Origin of the sequence: Mycobacterium sp. 20KCMC460 (assembly GCF_022179425.1) — a bacterium.
In the GTDB taxonomy this organism is placed as follows: domain Bacteria; phylum Actinomycetota; class Actinomycetes; order Mycobacteriales; family Mycobacteriaceae; genus Mycobacterium; species Mycobacterium kiyosense.
The window spans coordinates 73,694-90,443 of the sequence record NZ_AP025525.1; the positions used below are offsets into that span (position 1 = coordinate 73,694).

The following is a 16,750-nucleotide window of genomic DNA, read 5'->3' on the forward strand; positions in this document are numbered from 1 at the left end:
CGTCGAGGTTCTCGGATCATTTCTTCTCGGGGGCTGGACGCGATGATCGTTTCGACGGTGGTCGGGGAGAGCTGCTCGGCGGTGCTGTTTGAGGGAGTTGGGCGCGATACGCGGCGGTGGTTTCACGGGCGAGTGCCAAGGCCTCAGTAAGGGTGTGCACCCGTTCGTCGGCGCTACGTTGCATTTGGGTGAGCTGTTCGGTGTGGTCGATACGAAGCCTTTCTCGTTCTGCCCGTGCGTCGTCGCGTAGTCGCTCGAGCTCTTGGTTGAGCGATGCCAAGGCTTCCCGTTCGGCTTCTATCGTTCGCTGTGCGGCCGTGGCCTCAGCACGCGCAGTCGCGAGATCGGCGCGCAGACCGGCTAACTCGGCTGCGGTCTGCTGCGTGGCCTCGCGTGCGGAGTCGACCTGGGCCTGGAGGCGTTGACGTTCTTCTTCGGCCGCGCGGCGGGTTTGGTCGAGTTCACGACGCACCGCGGCAGCGGTGTGACGCTCACGCTCGGCCGCCTCGTCGGCGGCCTGTTGGGCGGCCTGGGCCGAGGCGGCCTCAAGTTGGGCGGCATTGGCGTCGCGGCGCGCTTGGTCAAGTTCGGCGCCGCGGTGCGCGAGTTCATTTTGGTGTTCGGCCTGCGCTGCCGCCAACTGCTCCTGCGCGCTTGCTACCGCGCTCTCGGCCTCGGCGCGAACCTGGGCTATCTCGGCTTGCAGCTCCTCGCGCACACGCGCCGTTTCGGCGATCGCGTCCTCGGCCAGCGCATCGGCTTCTTCGCGTTCACGCTCGGCGGTCTGTGCGCGCTCGTTAGCCTGCCGGGCGGCGCGCTCAGCGGTCGCGCTGCGTCGCTCGGCCTCAGTCACCTTCGCGAGCGCGTCCCGGTGCGCATCTTCAACCTCGGCGCCCGCAGCCTCGACGTCGCCGGCCGCCCGCAGCTGGACCACCAAGTCATCGAGGTACACGCGCAGGTCCGCCACCTTCTCCGGTAATTCGTCCAACCGCTGCTCCAAGGTGGCCCGGGCCAGGGACACCCCGGAGGCCAGCCCAACCTCCTCCTGCATCGCGACCGAACCACGCTGCGCGCGGCGGGCCCGCCACGCGTTGGCGCGGTTATGCACCGGCCCGCCGGAGCTGTCGGGCTGTTCGCAGTATCGCGACGGACGGCCCGTGGCTGGGTCCGGCCGGCTAGCGCGTGTGCAGCCGGGGTAGTTACAGCGATCCCGCGGCGCGGAGTCGTCCGTCGGGGCAGTTTCGCTCATTCCGTAATTTTACCGCTTTCGTCGCGGTAGAGCAATGACGCAACGAAACGAAACGAAAATACGAAACAAAAATACGAAACGGATCGCGCCGGACACGCGTGTGCCGGGCAGCGATGGTCAGATTGCGGGCGCGCGGTGCCTGCGCGCCGATGACGCGCCAAACCCCGTCACTGTGACGAAACCTGCGGCGACGAGCCCTACGCCACCCGGGGTGAATAGTTGGCCCGACCCGAGTCATCAACGGGCGCGCGGCGGCATGCGATGCGCACCGGCACCGCCGGCGGCTAGGAGGGCAATCGATGAGGGCCCGCTGCAACGCTGGAACATATGCCGGCTCGGCGATGTCAGCCGCTGCAGAGACACCAACCCAAACCGCGAAATTTGCCACACCAGCCGTCATTGTTCATGCATAACAGCTATTATGCATGAACAACGTGGGCGACCACCCGCACTCGCCCACCCGACTACCAAGGAATGTGAGACATGACCAGCCAGGCCACGTGGCCGCCGCCAGCGTCAATCGACGATCTTCCCAGGGACGGGTGGAGCTGGAGCGATTTCAGCCGACCCGTGTTCGAGTTCGCGCAGGTGCTTTCCGACACGAACGCTGTCGCGTGGTCGGGTGACTCGTGGGCGTTCTGGGAAAAGCCCTGGGATTGGAACAATGCACATGCGTTGTGGGAGAAGCTCGGTAAGCCTCGTCGAGACGATCCCACGTGGATGCGCTTCGTCCACGCGGTCGACACCCACACTGAGTCCGAACAATTGACCGACCTGGAAAACACCGGCCAGCTTGCCGCCCTCTGGTGGGAAGACGACGACGAATGGTCCACGTTCACCAAAGTGCTTGTCGCAGCAGGCCATAACTACCTGTCTGCCTACATCACCCCAACCTGCAGGCGCACACCTGCGCGGCGCCACGTGTTCCGCTGGACCTTCGATGCACCACACGCTGACTGGGTAGCACTCGGCCGGCCACAGCGACGCGGCCGCGGCTGGGCCGAATTCCTCATCAAGTGGCGCATGCCCGAACCGGCTCGCCGTGCCCGGTGACATTCCTGCACGGTCCCGTGGCCGTGGACGCACTGACGCCGAACGACCCAGCTGGTTTCGCGCATTCCTTACCGACCGGGCAACCCGTAAGCCATCGCCGCACACTCTGCAGGCCTACCGGCAAGACTTCGACGCGATCGCAGCCGCTATCAAGGGTGTCACCGCCGATGAATCCTTGGCGCAGTTTGATCCCGCCGACCTGACCAAAGACTCACTGCGCCAAGCGTTTGCAGCGTACGCGGGTACCCACGAAGCGGCCTCCATTCGCCGCTGCTGGTCGACATGGAACACGCTGTGCACCTACCTCTACACCGCCGAACTGCTCCCTGGAAATCCCATGCAGCTCGTCGGCCAACCCAAACCGGCCAGAGCCCTTCCCAGATCACTTCCCGCCGACGCCGCCCAAGCACTAATCACGGCGATCGAGGCGCCGGCGGCAAACAAACGCGCCGCCGACTGGCCCGAGCGTGACCGTGCCATCATCTTCACCGCTCTGCTGGCTGGATTACGCGCGGCCGAGTTACGGGACGCCAATATCGGCGACCTACGCCTGGGCGCCAGCGGAGGAGTCTTTCGTGTACGGGGAAAAGGCGGCAAACACCGCTCTGTTCCCATCGAACAAGCCCTCGTCGACGTCCTCAACAGCTACCTCACCACCCGAGCTGCCCGCTTCCCCACCACGACCCGCGGGCGCACAGGCGAGGGGCAGTGTCCCCAGTGGCCAGCCAGTGCGCCATTGTTCGTCGGCCGCGATGGCACTCGAATCACCCGCGGCGCTTTGCAATACCGTGTGCTGCGCGCTTTCAACCTCGCTGGCCCCGACGCCCAGCGCTCCCCGGGCGCCCTTGTGCACGCACTCCGGCACACGTACGCCACCGAACTCGCCGGGGCCAACGTTAGCGTCTACACCCTCATGAAGCTGCTCGGCCATGAATCCATGGCCACCTCGCAGCGCTACGTCACCGCCGCCGGATCTGAAACCCGCTCCGCGGCCGCCCAAAACCCACTCTATGAGCTGCTCGCCGCCGGCGGTGAGGCCGACAGCGCTCACGTATCGACCTTGCCCGCTGACCCACCGCAATAACCATTAATCACGTTTGGCTATCGCGCGGCTCAACCCCAGCTGTGAGAATTGGATCAAAACGCGCAACCGGCTCTCCCCGCCCGCTTCGTAGCAGCCGGACACCATTTTCCCACCTTCCCATTGTGGGAAAATGGGCTATACTCAGGAGATGACCGAACTTGCAGTGGTCGAAACCGATGACCGCAGCCGCGCAGTCCTACCGGGCCGTCCCAACCAACGTTTCGTGATGCGCGAAAACTCTGACGGCAGTTTGCTTTTGCAGCCTGCGCGAGTGGTGACCGACGCCCAGCATGAATTCGATTCCAATCCTGAGCTTCGTGACCTGCTCGCACGTGCAGCGGCATCCCCCACCGTGCGTCGCGCACGGACCCGCCGAACGTGAGCGTCGAGGGTGACTACTCCCAAGTCGCGGACACCCAGCTCGACGCCCTCGAACACAGCCCCGATGTCGACCTCTATAACAGCGTCTTGGACGCCATCGAATTCATCTTCCGACTTCCCGGCCAAGCCCAAGCGCTATCCACCGCGATCACCACGCCCGCCGGCATCCGGATGCGCCTACCCGTTGTCGGCCATCCGCCCTACAAAGTGTTCTGGTCGACTGATGGCCCCCGCATCGAGGCTGTCTTTCCCCACCCGTGAGCCGTCCAGCCCGCCCAGGGCGAGCGGTGCGCTTTTCCGAGCATCGACCCGTTTCGACGAAGTGGTATGCGAAATACCCTACCGCGCTGGGAGTCTCGCGTCATGAACCGCACACCGTCCGATCGTCCCGACGCGATAGATGCCGGACTTGCCGCGCACATGGCTCACGTGGTGTTCGATGCGGATGACCCAGACGGTTCCACCATCTGCATCGTGGAGATTACCGGCGACAGGTGTACTGCCATTGTGCGGGAAGCAGATTCCCCCAAAGCCAGCACGGTGATCCTGACCTTCGACCAACTCGCCGCCATGGCCGAGGCCGTGCAGCGCCGGCTTGGTCGCAACCTCTAAGCGGCGCCTCCTTCAACGCCCGTCGAGAGCTTGGAGCGTACACGAATCACCAAGGGGCGGAGTGTGAATCGTGTACTGGCAGTGCTGGCAACGGTGTGAGCGGTGCATCCGTAATTCGCAACGGCAGTGTGCTATTCCAACCAGGACATGATGCGGCCCGAGATCCGCGCCGCATTCGGGACAGTGCGACGGGCGAGGTTCTTCCCACCCTCGCCTAGTCTGCACAAGCGCCATTTTCCGATGGTAGCGGGGAAGTGCAGTTGAAGCGCCTGCGGCGCTGCTGAGTGGCTTGGGCCGTGAGGGCCCAAGCCGATGTTTGTTTGCCTTTCTGGCTTTCGATTATGCCGGCGGTCCTCCTCGCGCCAAGGCCACGGCCTGCGCTTCGCTCCGGGCACAAGGCTCGCACAGTTGGCCGACACGCTCGCTTCGCTCGCGGGTCGGCCAACTGTGCGCCCGAACCTTGCACTCGGCGGCCCTATGCCGGCCGAAATCTCAATTGCCAGAAGGCAAACAGAACGGGCGGCCCGCGTGGACGCCTGACTCACACAGAAAGGTTCAACCATGACCGAGACGACCAACCCCGAAAGCACGGGCATCGAAGCCGGGCAGGTGATCGGGACGCTCGAACACCTTGACCCGATGTCGCTGGATATCGGGGACAATGTGCGCGACGATGCAGCGCTGAGCAAAGCGTTCATCGCCAGTGTCGCCGAAAACGGTGTCCTAGTGCCGATTACGGGTGTTCGTGACCCGGAGCGGCCCGAGGTCATCCGCGTCCGCAACGGCCAACGACGCACCCTGGCCGCCCGCGAGGTCGGCTTGTCCAGCGTTCCGGTCTACGTGCTGCCGTCCGCCGCTGCCGATGCCAGCCAGGAAACCATCGACCGCATCGTGCACCAGATCGTGACGAACGATCAGAAACGGGATCTCACCGACGCCCAGCGGGCGCGCGGTATCCAGCAGATGATCGACGCCGGGCTGTCGGTGACCAAGGTAGCCAAGCGGTTGTCGGTCCCGAAGGACGCCGTGAAGGCTGCGCACGCGGCCTCGCGGTCAACGACCGCCATGGACGCGCTGGCCAACGGCCAACTGAGTCTGGGCGAGGCGGCGGCGATCACCGAGTTTGAGGACATGCCCGGTGCCGTTGAGCGGTTGATGACCTCGGCTGGTCGAGGGTGGTTTGAGCACACCGTCGCCCAGCTGCGCCAAGAGCGCGACACCGCCCAGGCCAGGGCCGAAGCCGCCCGGCCCTACGCCGAGAAGGGGTTCACCATCCTTGAGCAGCGTCCGGATTCGTGGGACCCGGCCTGCATACCGCTGCACCACCTGGTGACCGCCGAGGAGGATGAGGCCGACGACACCGCTGTCACCGACCCGGCGCACTGGGCGGTGTTTCTCGTTGAGGACACCGCACTGTGCGACGTGGAAACGGGCGATGTCGTGGACGAACAGAGCGTGGACTGGGACACCGAGGACCAGCCCGATGCCACGCCCGCAGAAGGGCTGCGCCACGCCAACACGGTCACCGAGGCCCAGGTGTTCGATCCCGATTACTACTGCCTCGACTACCGTTCCGCAGCACTGACCCCGCAAAGCTGGTTCGCGAGGCAGGCCGGACTAGTGGACACCGTCAGCGGCGAAGCGGTCGACTTGGACGACGAGGCCCGTGAGGCAGCACGCCAGCAGGCCGCGATCGAAAAGGCCGAAGCCGACAAGCGTGAGCGTCGGAAAGTGTTGGCGCTCAATAAGTGTGGTGATGCGGCTCTGAGTGTGCGGCGCGAGTTCGTCAAGAAGCTGTTGGCGCGAAAGACGCCGCCCAAGGGTGCGGCCCTCTTCGTCGCTGGCGTCCTGGCCAGCGATAGCCACCTGCTAAGTGACCACAACGCACTCGACACGACTGCTGAATTACTCGGAGCGGACAGCGCCCAGGCCGTGGCCAAGCTCGTGGCTGATCTGCCTGCCAGCGGCGACGGGCGTGCTCAGGTGATCACGCTGGCCCTGGTTCTCGGCGCACTCGAATCGCGAACCCCCAAGGATGCCTGGCGCAACAACGCGGGCTACTGGGGCCGCCATGTCGGCAGCGGTGAGTATCTGCGTTGGCTTGCCGAGAACGACTATCCGCTGGCTCCGGTCGAGGAAGTCGTGACCAAGGCCAAGAGCGCCGAGGAGGTCTACGAGCGGTATTTGGCCGATGCGGTAAAGGAATAGCGCGCTCGTCAGGTGGGGTCAGGGCTGAGGTTCTGGCCCCACCTTTCGCCAGTGCTGAGCCCCCGCCATAGCCGAACAGCTTGTGCCTTTCTGGCTCGCGATTCTGACCGCCTAGACCGCTACGCGCAAGGCGCCGGCCTTCGCGGTGCTACGGGCCGAAGGCTCGCGAACTTTTCCCTCTGCCGCTCGCTGACTCTCGCTGGGAAAACTTCGCGCCCGGGCCTTGCACTCCGCGCCCTATTGGCGGTCCCCATCGTGATTGCCAGAAAGACAAAAGAATGGCGGCAATGAGGCCAACGTAACGAATCGTTGCAGCGACACCATGAATGGCGCAAAGGCGATGGCGGCAGAAAGGATGGGAGCGGAGTATTCGTCTGGCCCCCCGTTCCAGTAAAGTCGCGTCGAATCGTGAATCGGAACGAACTTCCGGCGCAACATAGGTTCTCCGTAGACCGGCCACCGCCGACATCAGCTCGCTACAAAACACCAGGCTAAGGCCATCGAGGAGGCAAAGATAGCAATGTACGTCAGGCCAGGGAAAGCGAGCACCCACGTATCGGTCGGCATCAGCGCGGAGCGCTCAAGAAATTGACCGAAATCCCTTCTCGCGACTATGGCATAAGAGCAATCTCGGCAGTAATATTTAATTATCAAACACAGCATCTACTAATGCGAAGGAGGCGACTAATGTCCCCAATTACTGTTTATACCAAACCGGCCTGCGTGCAGTGCAACGCGACTTTCCGGGCGCTGGATAAAAAGGGAATCCGTTACGAGAAAGTCGACGTCACCGAGCACCCTGAAGCCCGCGACTACGTGATGGGCCTGGGCTACCTGGGGGCACCCGTGGTCTATGTCTCCCCCACGGTGCATTGGTCGGGTTTCCGCCCGGATCGCCTGGCCAGCCTCACCGCCGCCTAGAGCCAACCCCACACCGAAGGACGCACATTCATGCACACCGACACCGCACTCGAGCAAGCCGAAGCCGAGTTCACCGAGCTCGACGCCATCGAGCGAATCGCTGAAACGCGAAGCCATTTGCTCACCCACATCTCCGCGGCCGTCAAGGCACTGCAGGACGCGACCAGCGCGTTGGCGCAGCTACGCAGCAACAGCGTCTATGACGTCGAGTTTGTGGAGGGACGCGATGGCCGCGACGTCGCCACTTTCCTCGACGAGAGCATTCGCAACACCCGCGCGGCCTACGCCGTAGTGCACACCGTCATCGACCAGGAGACGCCGTGATTGCCAACGCACCCCAACTCCGCAGTCCTGGAACCGCTTTGGACGACGTGCGAAATGCCCTGCAAGCGGCAGGGCACAGCATCCGCCCTCGCGGCGGCGAGGCCTTCATGGCCAGCTGCCCCCTGCACACCGACCACTCCCCCTCCCTGTCGGTGGGGTGGCGCGAAAACACCGGCGCCGGGCACGGCGGGGCGGTCCTACTGCACTGCTTTAGCTGCCAGGCCCCGGCGGCCGACATCGCCGCTGCACTGGGCCTGCGGCTGGCGGATCTGTTCGACAACCCCACCCCCGGCACGGCGCAAAGATGGCCGCGCACAGCACAATCCAAGGCTGCTCGGCGAGCCCCTGCGCTGGGACCGCTCCCAGCGCGCATCACTGCGGCGCGCGAACACCGAAACCATCAATGGCGCCGGGCCCGGGTCTACACCTACCTCACCTCCACCGGAACACCGGTCCAGCAGGTCATCCGCGAAGAATGCGAGTGCACCGGCCACCCCCACAAACAGTTCCGGCAGCGCTACCGCGACGGCCGCCAGTGGGTGTACCGCAAGCCGCACGACTTCGCCCCGGTGCTCTACCGGCCCAACGCCATTCAAGCCGCCACCAAACGCGGCGCATGGATATGGCTCACCGAAGGCGAGAAAGACGCCGACACCCTGACCGCGCTGGGCCGCCTGGCCACCACCAACGCCCAAGGAGCCGCCAACTTCCCCGCCGCACTAGTCAACGCGTTCGCCGGCCTCAAGGTCGCCATCGTGACCGACCGAGACCTTGCCGGCTATCAGCGAGCGATCAACCTCTACGAACTCCTCCACACCATCACCGCTGAGATCGTCGTGCTCTTACCCGCCCTCGACGTCGAGAAGGCAGACGTCACCGACCACGTCAACGCCGGCCTGTGGAACCGCGCCGAGCCCTTCGGAGGCCTTGCCGTCATCACCGCGACCGAACTGCACACCTTGGCAGCGGCCGCCAAAGCTCGGATGGCCGCCGACCGCTTCGACGTCGCCCTGCAGGAAGCCCGCGCACACCACGCCCGGCGCGGCCTGGTGCCCGGCAGCGCACACAACGCCGCACGATGGCTCGCCGAAGCCGCCGAACAACTGCGCGCGGCGCAGCGCACCCGGCAAGACCTGCACCCCGACACCACAGAGCAACCGTCACCCATCGAACGCGCCACCGCGGCCGCCGTCGACGCCCTCCTCGAGCGGCTCGTCACTGACTACCGAAACAACACCCGCAGGCCAGCAACGCCCGCTGGCCAGGATCGCCTGAAGGAGTCTGCATGACATCGCGTTTCGAGATCGTCATCACTAACCGTGCGGCGGCGGCCATCGCCGCGACCGCAGGACGGCCCGGGCCCGCAGCCAACACCGCCCGCGCCTGGATAGACAGCATGACCGCCCGCGCTCAACTACGCTCCGAGCGTCGCCTGCGCCACGCTCGTGCCGCCTAACCCGGAGGTGACCCCACTCATGCACGCCGTTACCCGCCGATTGGCCACCGCCGCAGGGCTGCTGATCACAGCAACTGTGACTCTAGCCAGCCCACCCCCGGCCCAGGCCGCGCTCGCCGTGGTCAGCCCCGGCGAAGAGGTCGACTACATCAACCCCTCCGGAGGTAACCAATTCTGCACCATCGGCTACGTCTACACCGGCGCAGACCTGCACACCTACGCCATCACCGCCGCCCACTGCCGCTCCAACCCCGCGTCAGGCTATGCGCGCGACAAGCGCAGCGGGCTCACTGGCAATTTCGTGCGCACCATTTTCGAATCGCCCCGCAGCGGCGGAGCCGACTACGCGCTAATCGATTTCCACACCAACTCCATCGCATCGGCGTTGATCGACGCCAACCACACGCTGTTTACCGACGACCATCCCGAACCCCAGATCGGTGAAACCGTATGCCGTATCGGGGTTTCCAGCGGCCAACACTGCGGACAGATCGCTGCCAGCCAAGGTCAAGATCAATACCTGACCACGGGGATGCCGCCGAGCATCCCAGGTGACTCCGGAGGCCCTGTGTGGACGCCGACCGCTCAGGGCTACGCCAGAATCGTCGGGATCTGGCTTGGAGAGAAAACTACGGCCGCCGGCCAAGAATACGGCCGCTTCGGCTCACTCGCTAGTGGCCTTCGCGCCCTTAACGCACCCGACCGACCGGGTCAAAATCTCAGCAACCCCGAGTAATCCCCGCGCGGATACGACACATCGACACTGAGTCCCTGTGCTGGCCACCGGCCGGTCACCAGCCAGGTAACCGCCGGCACCGCAACACCAGGCGGCCCATTCATCAGATCACGCGCGAACGCCTCTTCGAACACCACACCAGCCTACAAGGCCATCGTGGCGCACACCCGTCACCTAGCGGTCACCGAGATCCGTAGCCCCTCACCTTATTTGCCTGTCAGCGGGGTGCTCATGGTAAGCGGGCGGGGACCCCGACCGGTCCACCCACGCCCGCACCGGGCATCGCCGTACCGAGTGACTGTTTTGGGCCCTAATGCCAGCTCGCCCCAAGGCGCTACGCGCCGGGCGAGCGCGGGCCCAAAACCCGGCGCCACCCGCCGCGGGACTCTTCGGGATGGACCGCCCACCCTCACCCGCTTACCCGCACCCCAGCGCTGACCGGCGCACATCAGCACAATCCCGAAACGGAGAAACACCAATGACGAAATCCGCGACACCCATTCACGTCACACCCGCCGGCGCTATCACCCACAGCATCGTATCCATCAAGGGCCAGCTCGAGCCCGACATCACCGTGCACCACGCCCGCACACCGATCGCCCGTATCGGCATCACAGTCGGCGGCATGCACATGAGCCTGCAGAACTGCCAGACAGCTCAGGGTCTGCTTGAGGCCTTCGTCGCTGCACGGACTCAGATGATCCATGTGCCTGCGGAAATCCCCACGGCTGGCGCCGCGGCCGACGAGCCCGCCGGCCGCGCAGTGCTCGCCGTCGAGTGGACGAGAGCACCGGCCTACGCCGTCGTGTCACAGGCGGCGCTCAATAAGCTCAAAACCGCGAAACTGCACTGGGTCGAGATCTACACCGGCCCGATCACCTGGCAATTGCGCGACCGCGCCGCCATCTTGTCGATGATCGACGCGCTCCGACAGGTCCACCAAGTGGCGATCGCCGTCTTCGCCGATGGTGAGCGCTACCAGGCCGATCCCACCGACGCCGACTATCGAGCGGCCTAAACGGATACCGCGGGGTCCGGCCGGCTCTCCCACCACCAGCGGTTGGCCGGGCCCCCTTTTTTCTTCCGGCCCACCAGCAGTGCCGGCGCGCCGGGCGCGACCGGACTGGCCACCTGGCGGTGGCCACCGAGATCCGTAGCCCCTCACCATCGTTTGCCGTTAGCAGGGGTCGCAGTCTAATCGGCAGGGGGCCCGACCGCTCAACCCACGCCCGCACCGAACTACACAGGCCGAGTGACCTTTTCGGCCCAATGCCAGCTCGCCCCAAGGCGCTGCGCGCCAGGCGAGCGCGGGCCGAAAACCCTGCTGCGTTCGCCGCGGGACTCTTCGGGGTTGACCGCCCACCCTCACCCGATTAGCCCACTCCCCCAGCGCTGACCGGCGCACCACTCAGCAGACAGAACGGAGAAACATCATGTGCTACAACCGCATCGCGATATTGGCGGATCTGCGTAGTCAACTCGTCAACGGGACCTGCAACCCCAGCCGCGGCCTCGCCGAACTCACCGCCCCTCTTCTGCTCGACGACAGCTTTAAGACCCTGCTCTACAAGATCGCCGACCGCCGGCCCCTACGGGCCGCGCTGCTATGGAGCCGCATCGCTGACCACCTCAACGGCCAGGCCCGCATCGAAGCGCTCACGCTGGCAGCCGTATTCGCCCTCAACGGCGGCAACCCCGGCATCTCCGCCAGCTTCATCACCCGCGTCGACGTCGCGGCCCGCCGCGAACACCTCGAAATACCCGCGATGCTCGCCATTCTCAAACTCGACCACCGCGTCCGTGACCACCTGGCCTACGCCGTCGCCTGACCCCACCAGCAGAACAGAGAGGCCTGAGCCGCCATGAGCGACAAAGAATACTGGGAACAATGGTGCGAATCCACCGTCCTGCCCGTCGAACGCATCAAACGGCACGCCAAAATCCGCTACGTCGACGGAATCCGGTGGATCACTTATCCCGACGAAATCAATGGCACCAAAGTGGTCGTCGACATGCCCGTCAACGCTCTGACGAAATCCTGCGACCAAGACCGTCATGACCAGTGCCCGCACCGTCTAGGCGGGCCACAAGAAGGTGGGGTAGTCCTCAAGGTGTCACTCCCCGGGTTCTGTTGGTGCGGCTGCCCATGCCACCGCGATCCGTTCCGCGCCGGACGACTGTTCTGACTACGGCGCCCGAGGCGGGCCCCCCTTTTTCTTCCAGCCCCCAAGGTGCCGGCGCGCCCCGCGCGACCGGACTGGCCACCTGCCGGTGGCCACCAAATCCGTAGCCCCTCACCTTATTTGCCTGTCAGCGGGGTGCTCATGGTAAGCGGGCGGGGACCCCGACCGGTCCACCCACGCCCGCACCGGGCATCGCCGTACCGAGTGACTGTTTTGGGCCCTAATGCCAGCTCGCCCCAAGGCGCTACGCGCCGGGCGAGCGCGGGCCCAAAACCCGGCGCCACCCGCCGCGGGACTCTTCGGGATGGACCGCCCACCCTCACCCGCTTACCCGCACCCCAGCGCTGACCAGCGCACATCATCACCATCCGAAACGGAGAACACCAATGACCAGCATCGCCGTCCCCGACCCATGGGCCATCACCGACCCAGACGAAGCCCAAGCACTGTCCGCCCCCGGGCCCGCCGCGCACGACGCACACAGCCACGCGCGACACCGTGAAGACGGCAATCTGCCCGACGTCGACGAGCTCGCCGTACTGCAAGTCGCCAACGACGGGTTACGGCTGCCGCTGCGCGGCGACGACCGTGACGAAGCCGTACGCCGGATGCACGGCCGAATCGACCCGGAGTTGATCGCCTGGCGTCTTTACACAACCTCGCGCACACGGCGCGCGTCGCATCACGACTCGGGTTGACACAAGGCAACGCCAGCCGAAACCTACACCGAGAACTCGTCACAACGTGACGATGTCAGCACCACGAACCGGGGTCCGGCCACCTCTCGAGTCATGAGGGGTTGGCCGGGCCCTCCTCTTTCTTCCAGCCCGCGCTCGCCGGCGCGCCCCGCGCGCCCGGACTGGCCACCTGCCGGTGGCCACCAAATCCGTAGCCCCTCACCTTATTTGCCGTCAGCAGGGGTCGCAGTCTAATCGGCCGGGGGCCCGACCCGTCAACCCACGCCGGTGCTGGCGCCGGCGGCGGAGGACATTTGCGGCCCTATCAGCTCGCTCCCGCTCGCGGGCCGCAAATCCGCCGGCACCACCACCGGACTCTTCGGGGTTGACGGCCCACCCTCACCCGATTAGCCCACTCCCCTAGCGCTGACCGGCGCACCACTCACCGCACGAAACGGAGAAACACCATGGACCACGAATTCGAACTAGCCTTCAACCTCATCGACGAGGCCGCAGGACGCATCCAGCACCAGCAGTACGGCATCACCCGAATCCTCTTCCACAACCACGGCGACATCGCCCTCACCACGGTGCACGACTACACCCGCGACAGTGGGCACCGACTGGTGCTATTCGCCACCGACGCCCACGGCCAGCTGGCCGCCGTCGAAGCCACCGCGCCCGACCTCAACACCGAGCCGCACACCCGCATCCTCAAAGTCCGCGCCGGCGACCTCACCTTCCACGCCGTCCCCGGCCACGACTGGGCCTACCGCGCCGCCCACACCGGACACACCTTCACTCTCATCGCCGGAATCGCCGACGAGCCGATGTGGACCGTCACCCTCGACAACAACCCACCCGTCGTCCACGAGGACCTCGACACCGCCCTCGACCACATCGCCGCCGGCGCCCTGCTGGCGGCCTAATCCCTTCACCCTGCGCGGCCGGGCCCGCTTCACACACGTGAACGTCAGCCCGGCCGCGTACGATCCCCCACCAGAAAGGACGCACCCGCATGACCGACCTCGACTACGCCCAAAACTGGGACTTCATCGACCCCGCCGACGGCAAGCGCCGCAAGATGCGGTTCAGGTTCCATGAACTGCATTACCCACTACCCAGGATCGCCGACTACGAGGGAACCGGGCAGCTGATCGCCGTCGCTGAGAACGGGGACGAAATCGCGATCAGCCGCCCTGATGTCCAAAGAGGCGACATGGAAGCCGCCATAAACGGATTTCAAAATTGGGCCAGCCACTATGTGAGTCCAAGAAAACGTGTCGTCGACCTGGCGCTGATCCGCGACCGCCTCCGCGCCGCAGGCCTCACCTAACCGCACTAGCTTCCCGGGGTCCGGCCACCTCTCCCACCACGAGGGGTTGGCCGGGCCCCTTCTTTTTCTTCCGGCCCAGCAGGGTGCCGGCGCGCCGGGCGCGACCGGACTGGCCACCTGGCGGCGGCCACCAAATCCGTAGCCCCTCACCCTTTTAAGCCGTCAGCGGGGTGCTCATGGTAAGCGAGCGGGGGCCCGACCGGTCCACCCACGCCCGCAGCGAACTACGCAGGCCGAGTGACCTTTTCGGCCCAATGCCAGCTCGCCCCAAGGCGCTACGCGCCGGCGAGCGCGGGCCGAAAACCCTGCTCCGTTCGCCGCGGGACTCTTCGGGGTTGACCGCCCACCCTCACCCGCTTACCCGCACCCCAGCGCTGACCAGCGCACATCATCACCATCCGAAACGGAGAAACACCATGAGCGCATACGTCGTCGAAGCCGAACACATCAACGTCCTGCTGTGGGCCGCCCACCAGGGATTCCACCGCCCCCTGGGCAACCTCACCTGGGTCTACGACAACCCGATCCGCGTCAGCCAGCTCACCCACGACAACCTCGATCAGGTCGGGCAGATGCTCGTCGACGCCAACACCGCCTCAGTCAACTACTGCTACTTCAACAACCCCATCCACGAGCCCTACGAGTACCGCTACACCCGCCCCCTGCACACCAGCTGGTCAGTCGTCGAAGTCCTCAAGGCGTTGCAGTGCTACGAATACCAGTCCTGCGAACCCAAGGACTGGCAGCGCACCGAGGCCTACGCGTTCTGCCGCGAGCTGCAGAACATGTTGATCCAGTGCCTCCCAGGCTACGACCGCGCCCCGTGGGGCATCACCCGCATCACCGCGCCCGCCGCGCATCCGCGCAGCGCCTAAACCCGAAGTCGCCAGCCTGAAAGGAGGCACTCAATGATCATCGAAGGCACCGTGAACCGCAGCATCGACAACCGCCGGGTCGAGATCCCGTTCTTCATCGACACTCTCACCGGCACGTACAGCCAGTGGGGATACGACACGATAACCCTCGGGGAGAACGTCGATCTCCTTGAGGCGTTGCGTAACGCCGCCTGCGACATCACCTAAGACGTATCACCATTCCGGGGTCCGGCCAGCTCTCCCACCACCATGGGTTGGCCGGGCCCCCTTTTTCTTCCGGCCCACCAGCAGTGCCGGCGCGCCGGGCGCGACCGGACTGGCCACCTGGCGGTGGCCACCGAGATCCGTAGCCCCTCACCATCATTTGCCGTCAGCAGGGGTCGCAGTCTAATCGGCCGGGGGCCCGACCACTCAACCCACGCCCGCACCGAACTACGCAGGCCGAGTGACCTTTTCGGCCCAATGCGAGCTCGCCCCAAGGCGCTGCGCGCCAGGCGAGCGCGGGCCGAAAACCCTGCTCCGTTCGCCGCGGGACTCTTCGGGGTTGACCGCCCACCCTCACCCGATTAGCCCACTCCCCCAGCGCTGACCGGCGCACCACTCAGCACACAGAACGGAGAAACATCATGCCAACTACCACCTTGCGCACCGAAGCCGACATCGTTGCCGCCGCTGCAGCGTTCCTGGGCTTCGCCCCCACCAACAGCATCGTGGCTTACATGCTGCACCATGACACCACCACCGCCGACCTGGTGGTCCGCAGCGCAATTCGCTTCGACGTCACGATCACCGTCGAGCAAGCCGCCAAGTTTCCGGCCACCTGCAACCTGCGACCCGAAACCAACCACGCGCCGTGCTCCTCGCCGTCTGCGACGAAAGCTATCAATGGCATGCCCTCACCATCCTCGACACCCTGCGTGACGCGCTGCGCGCCGCCGGGATCACGGTGTTGCACCGCCTGATGACTCGTGACGTCACCACCGAAGGCCAGTGGTATGACCCCGACACCGGCGCCACCGGACCCACCTATCCCTACACCGACTCTCTGCTCACCGCGCACCGGGTGCTTGGCGGTGAACGAGTCAGCCCGGCCCGCAGCGACATCCAGGCCGAATTCGCGCCCCTGCCACCGGCCCCGCCGATCGCTCTCGGTGACCACGGAGAGCTCGTCATCGCCGCCGCAGAAGAGATCGCCGCCGCGCTGGAAGGACACCCGATCAGTCGCACCCTGCCGACCCGCGCGGGCATCGCCATCACTGCCGACGTCGCCGTGCGCGACGCCATGATCGCCGCGGCCGCCCAACACACCGAGGCGGGCGCACAATTGTGGACTCACATCGGCCGGCGCCTGCGCGGGCGGCCACGCGCCGAAGCGCTCACCATCGCCGCCGCCTGCTACTGCCTACTGGAGGACAGCGTGCGCGCTGCGATCGCGGCACGGGCCGCACTCGAGGAAGCCGACGCCGCGACCGCCCCGCCGCCGCGGCTGGCGCTGATGCTGCTGGCTGCACTGCGCTCAGGGATGTCTCCCGAGCAGATCCGCGCCGCCATCATCGACGCCACTAAGCCCGAATAAGCCCAACAGGTCCCGGGGTCCGGCCAGCTCTCCCACCACGAGGGTTGGCCGGGCCCCCTTTTTTCTTCCGGCCCACCAG

The 16,750-nt window shown here is 65.7% G+C and carries 21 protein-coding genes; 20 read left to right on the forward strand and 1 reads right to left on the reverse strand.

The window, feature by feature from the left end; all coding sequences use genetic code 11:
* Positions 1 to 16: 16 nt before the first annotated feature.
* Entirely contained in the window at positions 17 to 1,051 is a 1,035-nt protein-coding gene (locus MKCMC460_RS29410; RefSeq protein ID WP_084028306.1) for a hypothetical protein, read from the reverse strand.
* A 681-nt stretch (positions 1,052 to 1,732) separates the two neighbouring features.
* On the opposite strand from MKCMC460_RS29410, the gene MKCMC460_RS29415 reads away from it, so the two are divergent.
* The 20 genes from MKCMC460_RS29415 to MKCMC460_RS29515 all read left to right on the forward strand — a co-directional run bounded on the left by MKCMC460_RS29415 (position 1,733) and on the right by MKCMC460_RS29515 (position 16,671).
* Positions 1,733 to 2,302 carry a hypothetical protein gene (locus MKCMC460_RS29415; RefSeq protein WP_015388910.1) on the forward strand — a complete coding sequence of 190 codons (570 nt, stop codon included), beginning with the start codon at positions 1,733 to 1,735 and terminating at the stop codon, positions 2,300 to 2,302.
* A gap of 1 nt (position 2,303) precedes the next feature.
* Positions 2,304 to 3,386 carry a tyrosine-type recombinase/integrase gene (locus tag MKCMC460_RS29420; protein ID WP_051197882.1) on the forward strand — a complete coding sequence of 361 codons (1,083 nt, stop codon included), beginning with the start codon at positions 2,304 to 2,306 and terminating at the stop codon, positions 3,384 to 3,386.
* A 148-nt stretch (positions 3,387 to 3,534) separates the two neighbouring features.
* Complete coding sequence (locus MKCMC460_RS29425) at positions 3,535 to 3,768, forward strand: hypothetical protein (protein WP_081656402.1); 234 nt, start codon at positions 3,535 to 3,537, stop codon at positions 3,766 to 3,768.
* Positions 3,765 to 4,028: a hypothetical protein gene (locus MKCMC460_RS29430; protein ID WP_015388913.1), complete on the forward strand. Its 264-nt coding sequence runs from the start codon at positions 3,765 to 3,767 to the stop codon at positions 4,026 to 4,028. The genes MKCMC460_RS29425 and MKCMC460_RS29430 overlap by 4 nt, the downstream gene beginning before the upstream one ends.
* Before the next feature lie 102 nt (positions 4,029 to 4,130).
* Positions 4,131 to 4,379 carry a hypothetical protein gene (locus tag MKCMC460_RS29435; RefSeq protein ID WP_015388914.1) on the forward strand — a complete coding sequence of 83 codons (249 nt, stop codon included), beginning with the start codon at positions 4,131 to 4,133 and terminating at the stop codon, positions 4,377 to 4,379.
* Positions 4,380 to 4,940: 561 nt separating this feature from the next.
* The gene (locus MKCMC460_RS29440; RefSeq protein ID WP_015388915.1) at positions 4,941 to 6,587 is read left to right on the forward strand and encodes a ParB N-terminal domain-containing protein; all 1,647 of its coding nucleotides are present in this window, start codon (positions 4,941 to 4,943) and stop codon (positions 6,585 to 6,587) included.
* Positions 6,588 to 7,274: 687 nt separating this feature from the next.
* A complete protein-coding gene (gene nrdH, locus MKCMC460_RS29445) occupies positions 7,275 to 7,508 on the forward strand; it encodes a glutaredoxin-like protein NrdH (RefSeq protein WP_041321572.1) in 234 nt (77 codons plus the stop codon).
* A 30-nt stretch (positions 7,509 to 7,538) separates the two neighbouring features.
* On the forward strand, positions 7,539 to 7,832 hold the full coding sequence (locus MKCMC460_RS29450; RefSeq protein ID WP_015388917.1) for a hypothetical protein: 294 nt from the start codon (positions 7,539 to 7,541) through the stop codon (positions 7,830 to 7,832).
* Entirely contained in the window at positions 7,829 to 9,121 is a 1,293-nt protein-coding gene (locus MKCMC460_RS29455) for a toprim domain-containing protein (protein WP_015388918.1), read from the forward strand. The genes MKCMC460_RS29450 and MKCMC460_RS29455 overlap by 4 nt, the downstream gene beginning before the upstream one ends.
* Positions 9,118 to 9,288: a hypothetical protein gene (locus MKCMC460_RS29460; protein WP_015388919.1), complete on the forward strand. Its 171-nt coding sequence runs from the start codon at positions 9,118 to 9,120 to the stop codon at positions 9,286 to 9,288. Before MKCMC460_RS29455 ends, MKCMC460_RS29460 begins: the two co-directional genes overlap by 4 nt.
* Before the next feature lie 40 nt (positions 9,289 to 9,328).
* Positions 9,329 to 10,024, forward strand: coding sequence for a S1 family peptidase (locus MKCMC460_RS29465; protein WP_238306181.1), 696 nt, complete (start codon positions 9,329 to 9,331; stop codon positions 10,022 to 10,024).
* A gap of 478 nt (positions 10,025 to 10,502) precedes the next feature.
* Complete coding sequence (locus MKCMC460_RS29470; RefSeq protein WP_041321574.1) at positions 10,503 to 11,042, forward strand: hypothetical protein; 540 nt, start codon at positions 10,503 to 10,505, stop codon at positions 11,040 to 11,042.
* Positions 11,043 to 11,457: 415 nt separating this feature from the next.
* A complete protein-coding gene (locus tag MKCMC460_RS29475; RefSeq protein WP_015388923.1) occupies positions 11,458 to 11,853 on the forward strand; it encodes a hypothetical protein in 396 nt (131 codons plus the stop codon).
* A 33-nt stretch (positions 11,854 to 11,886) separates the two neighbouring features.
* Complete coding sequence (locus MKCMC460_RS29480) at positions 11,887 to 12,210, forward strand: hypothetical protein (RefSeq protein ID WP_015388924.1); 324 nt, start codon at positions 11,887 to 11,889, stop codon at positions 12,208 to 12,210.
* Positions 12,211 to 12,593: 383 nt separating this feature from the next.
* Entirely contained in the window at positions 12,594 to 12,905 is a 312-nt protein-coding gene (locus MKCMC460_RS29485; protein ID WP_015388925.1) for a hypothetical protein, read from the forward strand.
* Positions 12,906 to 13,351: 446 nt separating this feature from the next.
* A complete protein-coding gene (locus MKCMC460_RS29490; protein WP_238306182.1) occupies positions 13,352 to 13,813 on the forward strand; it encodes a hypothetical protein in 462 nt (153 codons plus the stop codon).
* 89 nt (positions 13,814 to 13,902) lie between these two features.
* Positions 13,903 to 14,220, forward strand: a complete 318-nt coding sequence (locus MKCMC460_RS29495; protein ID WP_015388928.1) for a hypothetical protein — start codon at positions 13,903 to 13,905, stop codon at positions 14,218 to 14,220.
* A 416-nt stretch (positions 14,221 to 14,636) separates the two neighbouring features.
* Positions 14,637 to 15,095, forward strand: a complete 459-nt coding sequence (locus tag MKCMC460_RS29500; RefSeq protein WP_041321576.1) for a hypothetical protein — start codon at positions 14,637 to 14,639, stop codon at positions 15,093 to 15,095.
* A gap of 33 nt (positions 15,096 to 15,128) precedes the next feature.
* Positions 15,129 to 15,302: a hypothetical protein gene (locus MKCMC460_RS29505; protein ID WP_015388930.1), complete on the forward strand. Its 174-nt coding sequence runs from the start codon at positions 15,129 to 15,131 to the stop codon at positions 15,300 to 15,302.
* 613 nt (positions 15,303 to 15,915) lie between these two features.
* Positions 15,916 to 16,671 (forward strand): DUF4192 family protein, encoded by a 756-nt coding sequence (locus tag MKCMC460_RS29515; RefSeq protein WP_370653219.1) that lies wholly within the window; start codon positions 15,916 to 15,918, stop codon positions 16,669 to 16,671.
* Positions 16,672 to 16,750: the final 79 nt, after the last annotated feature.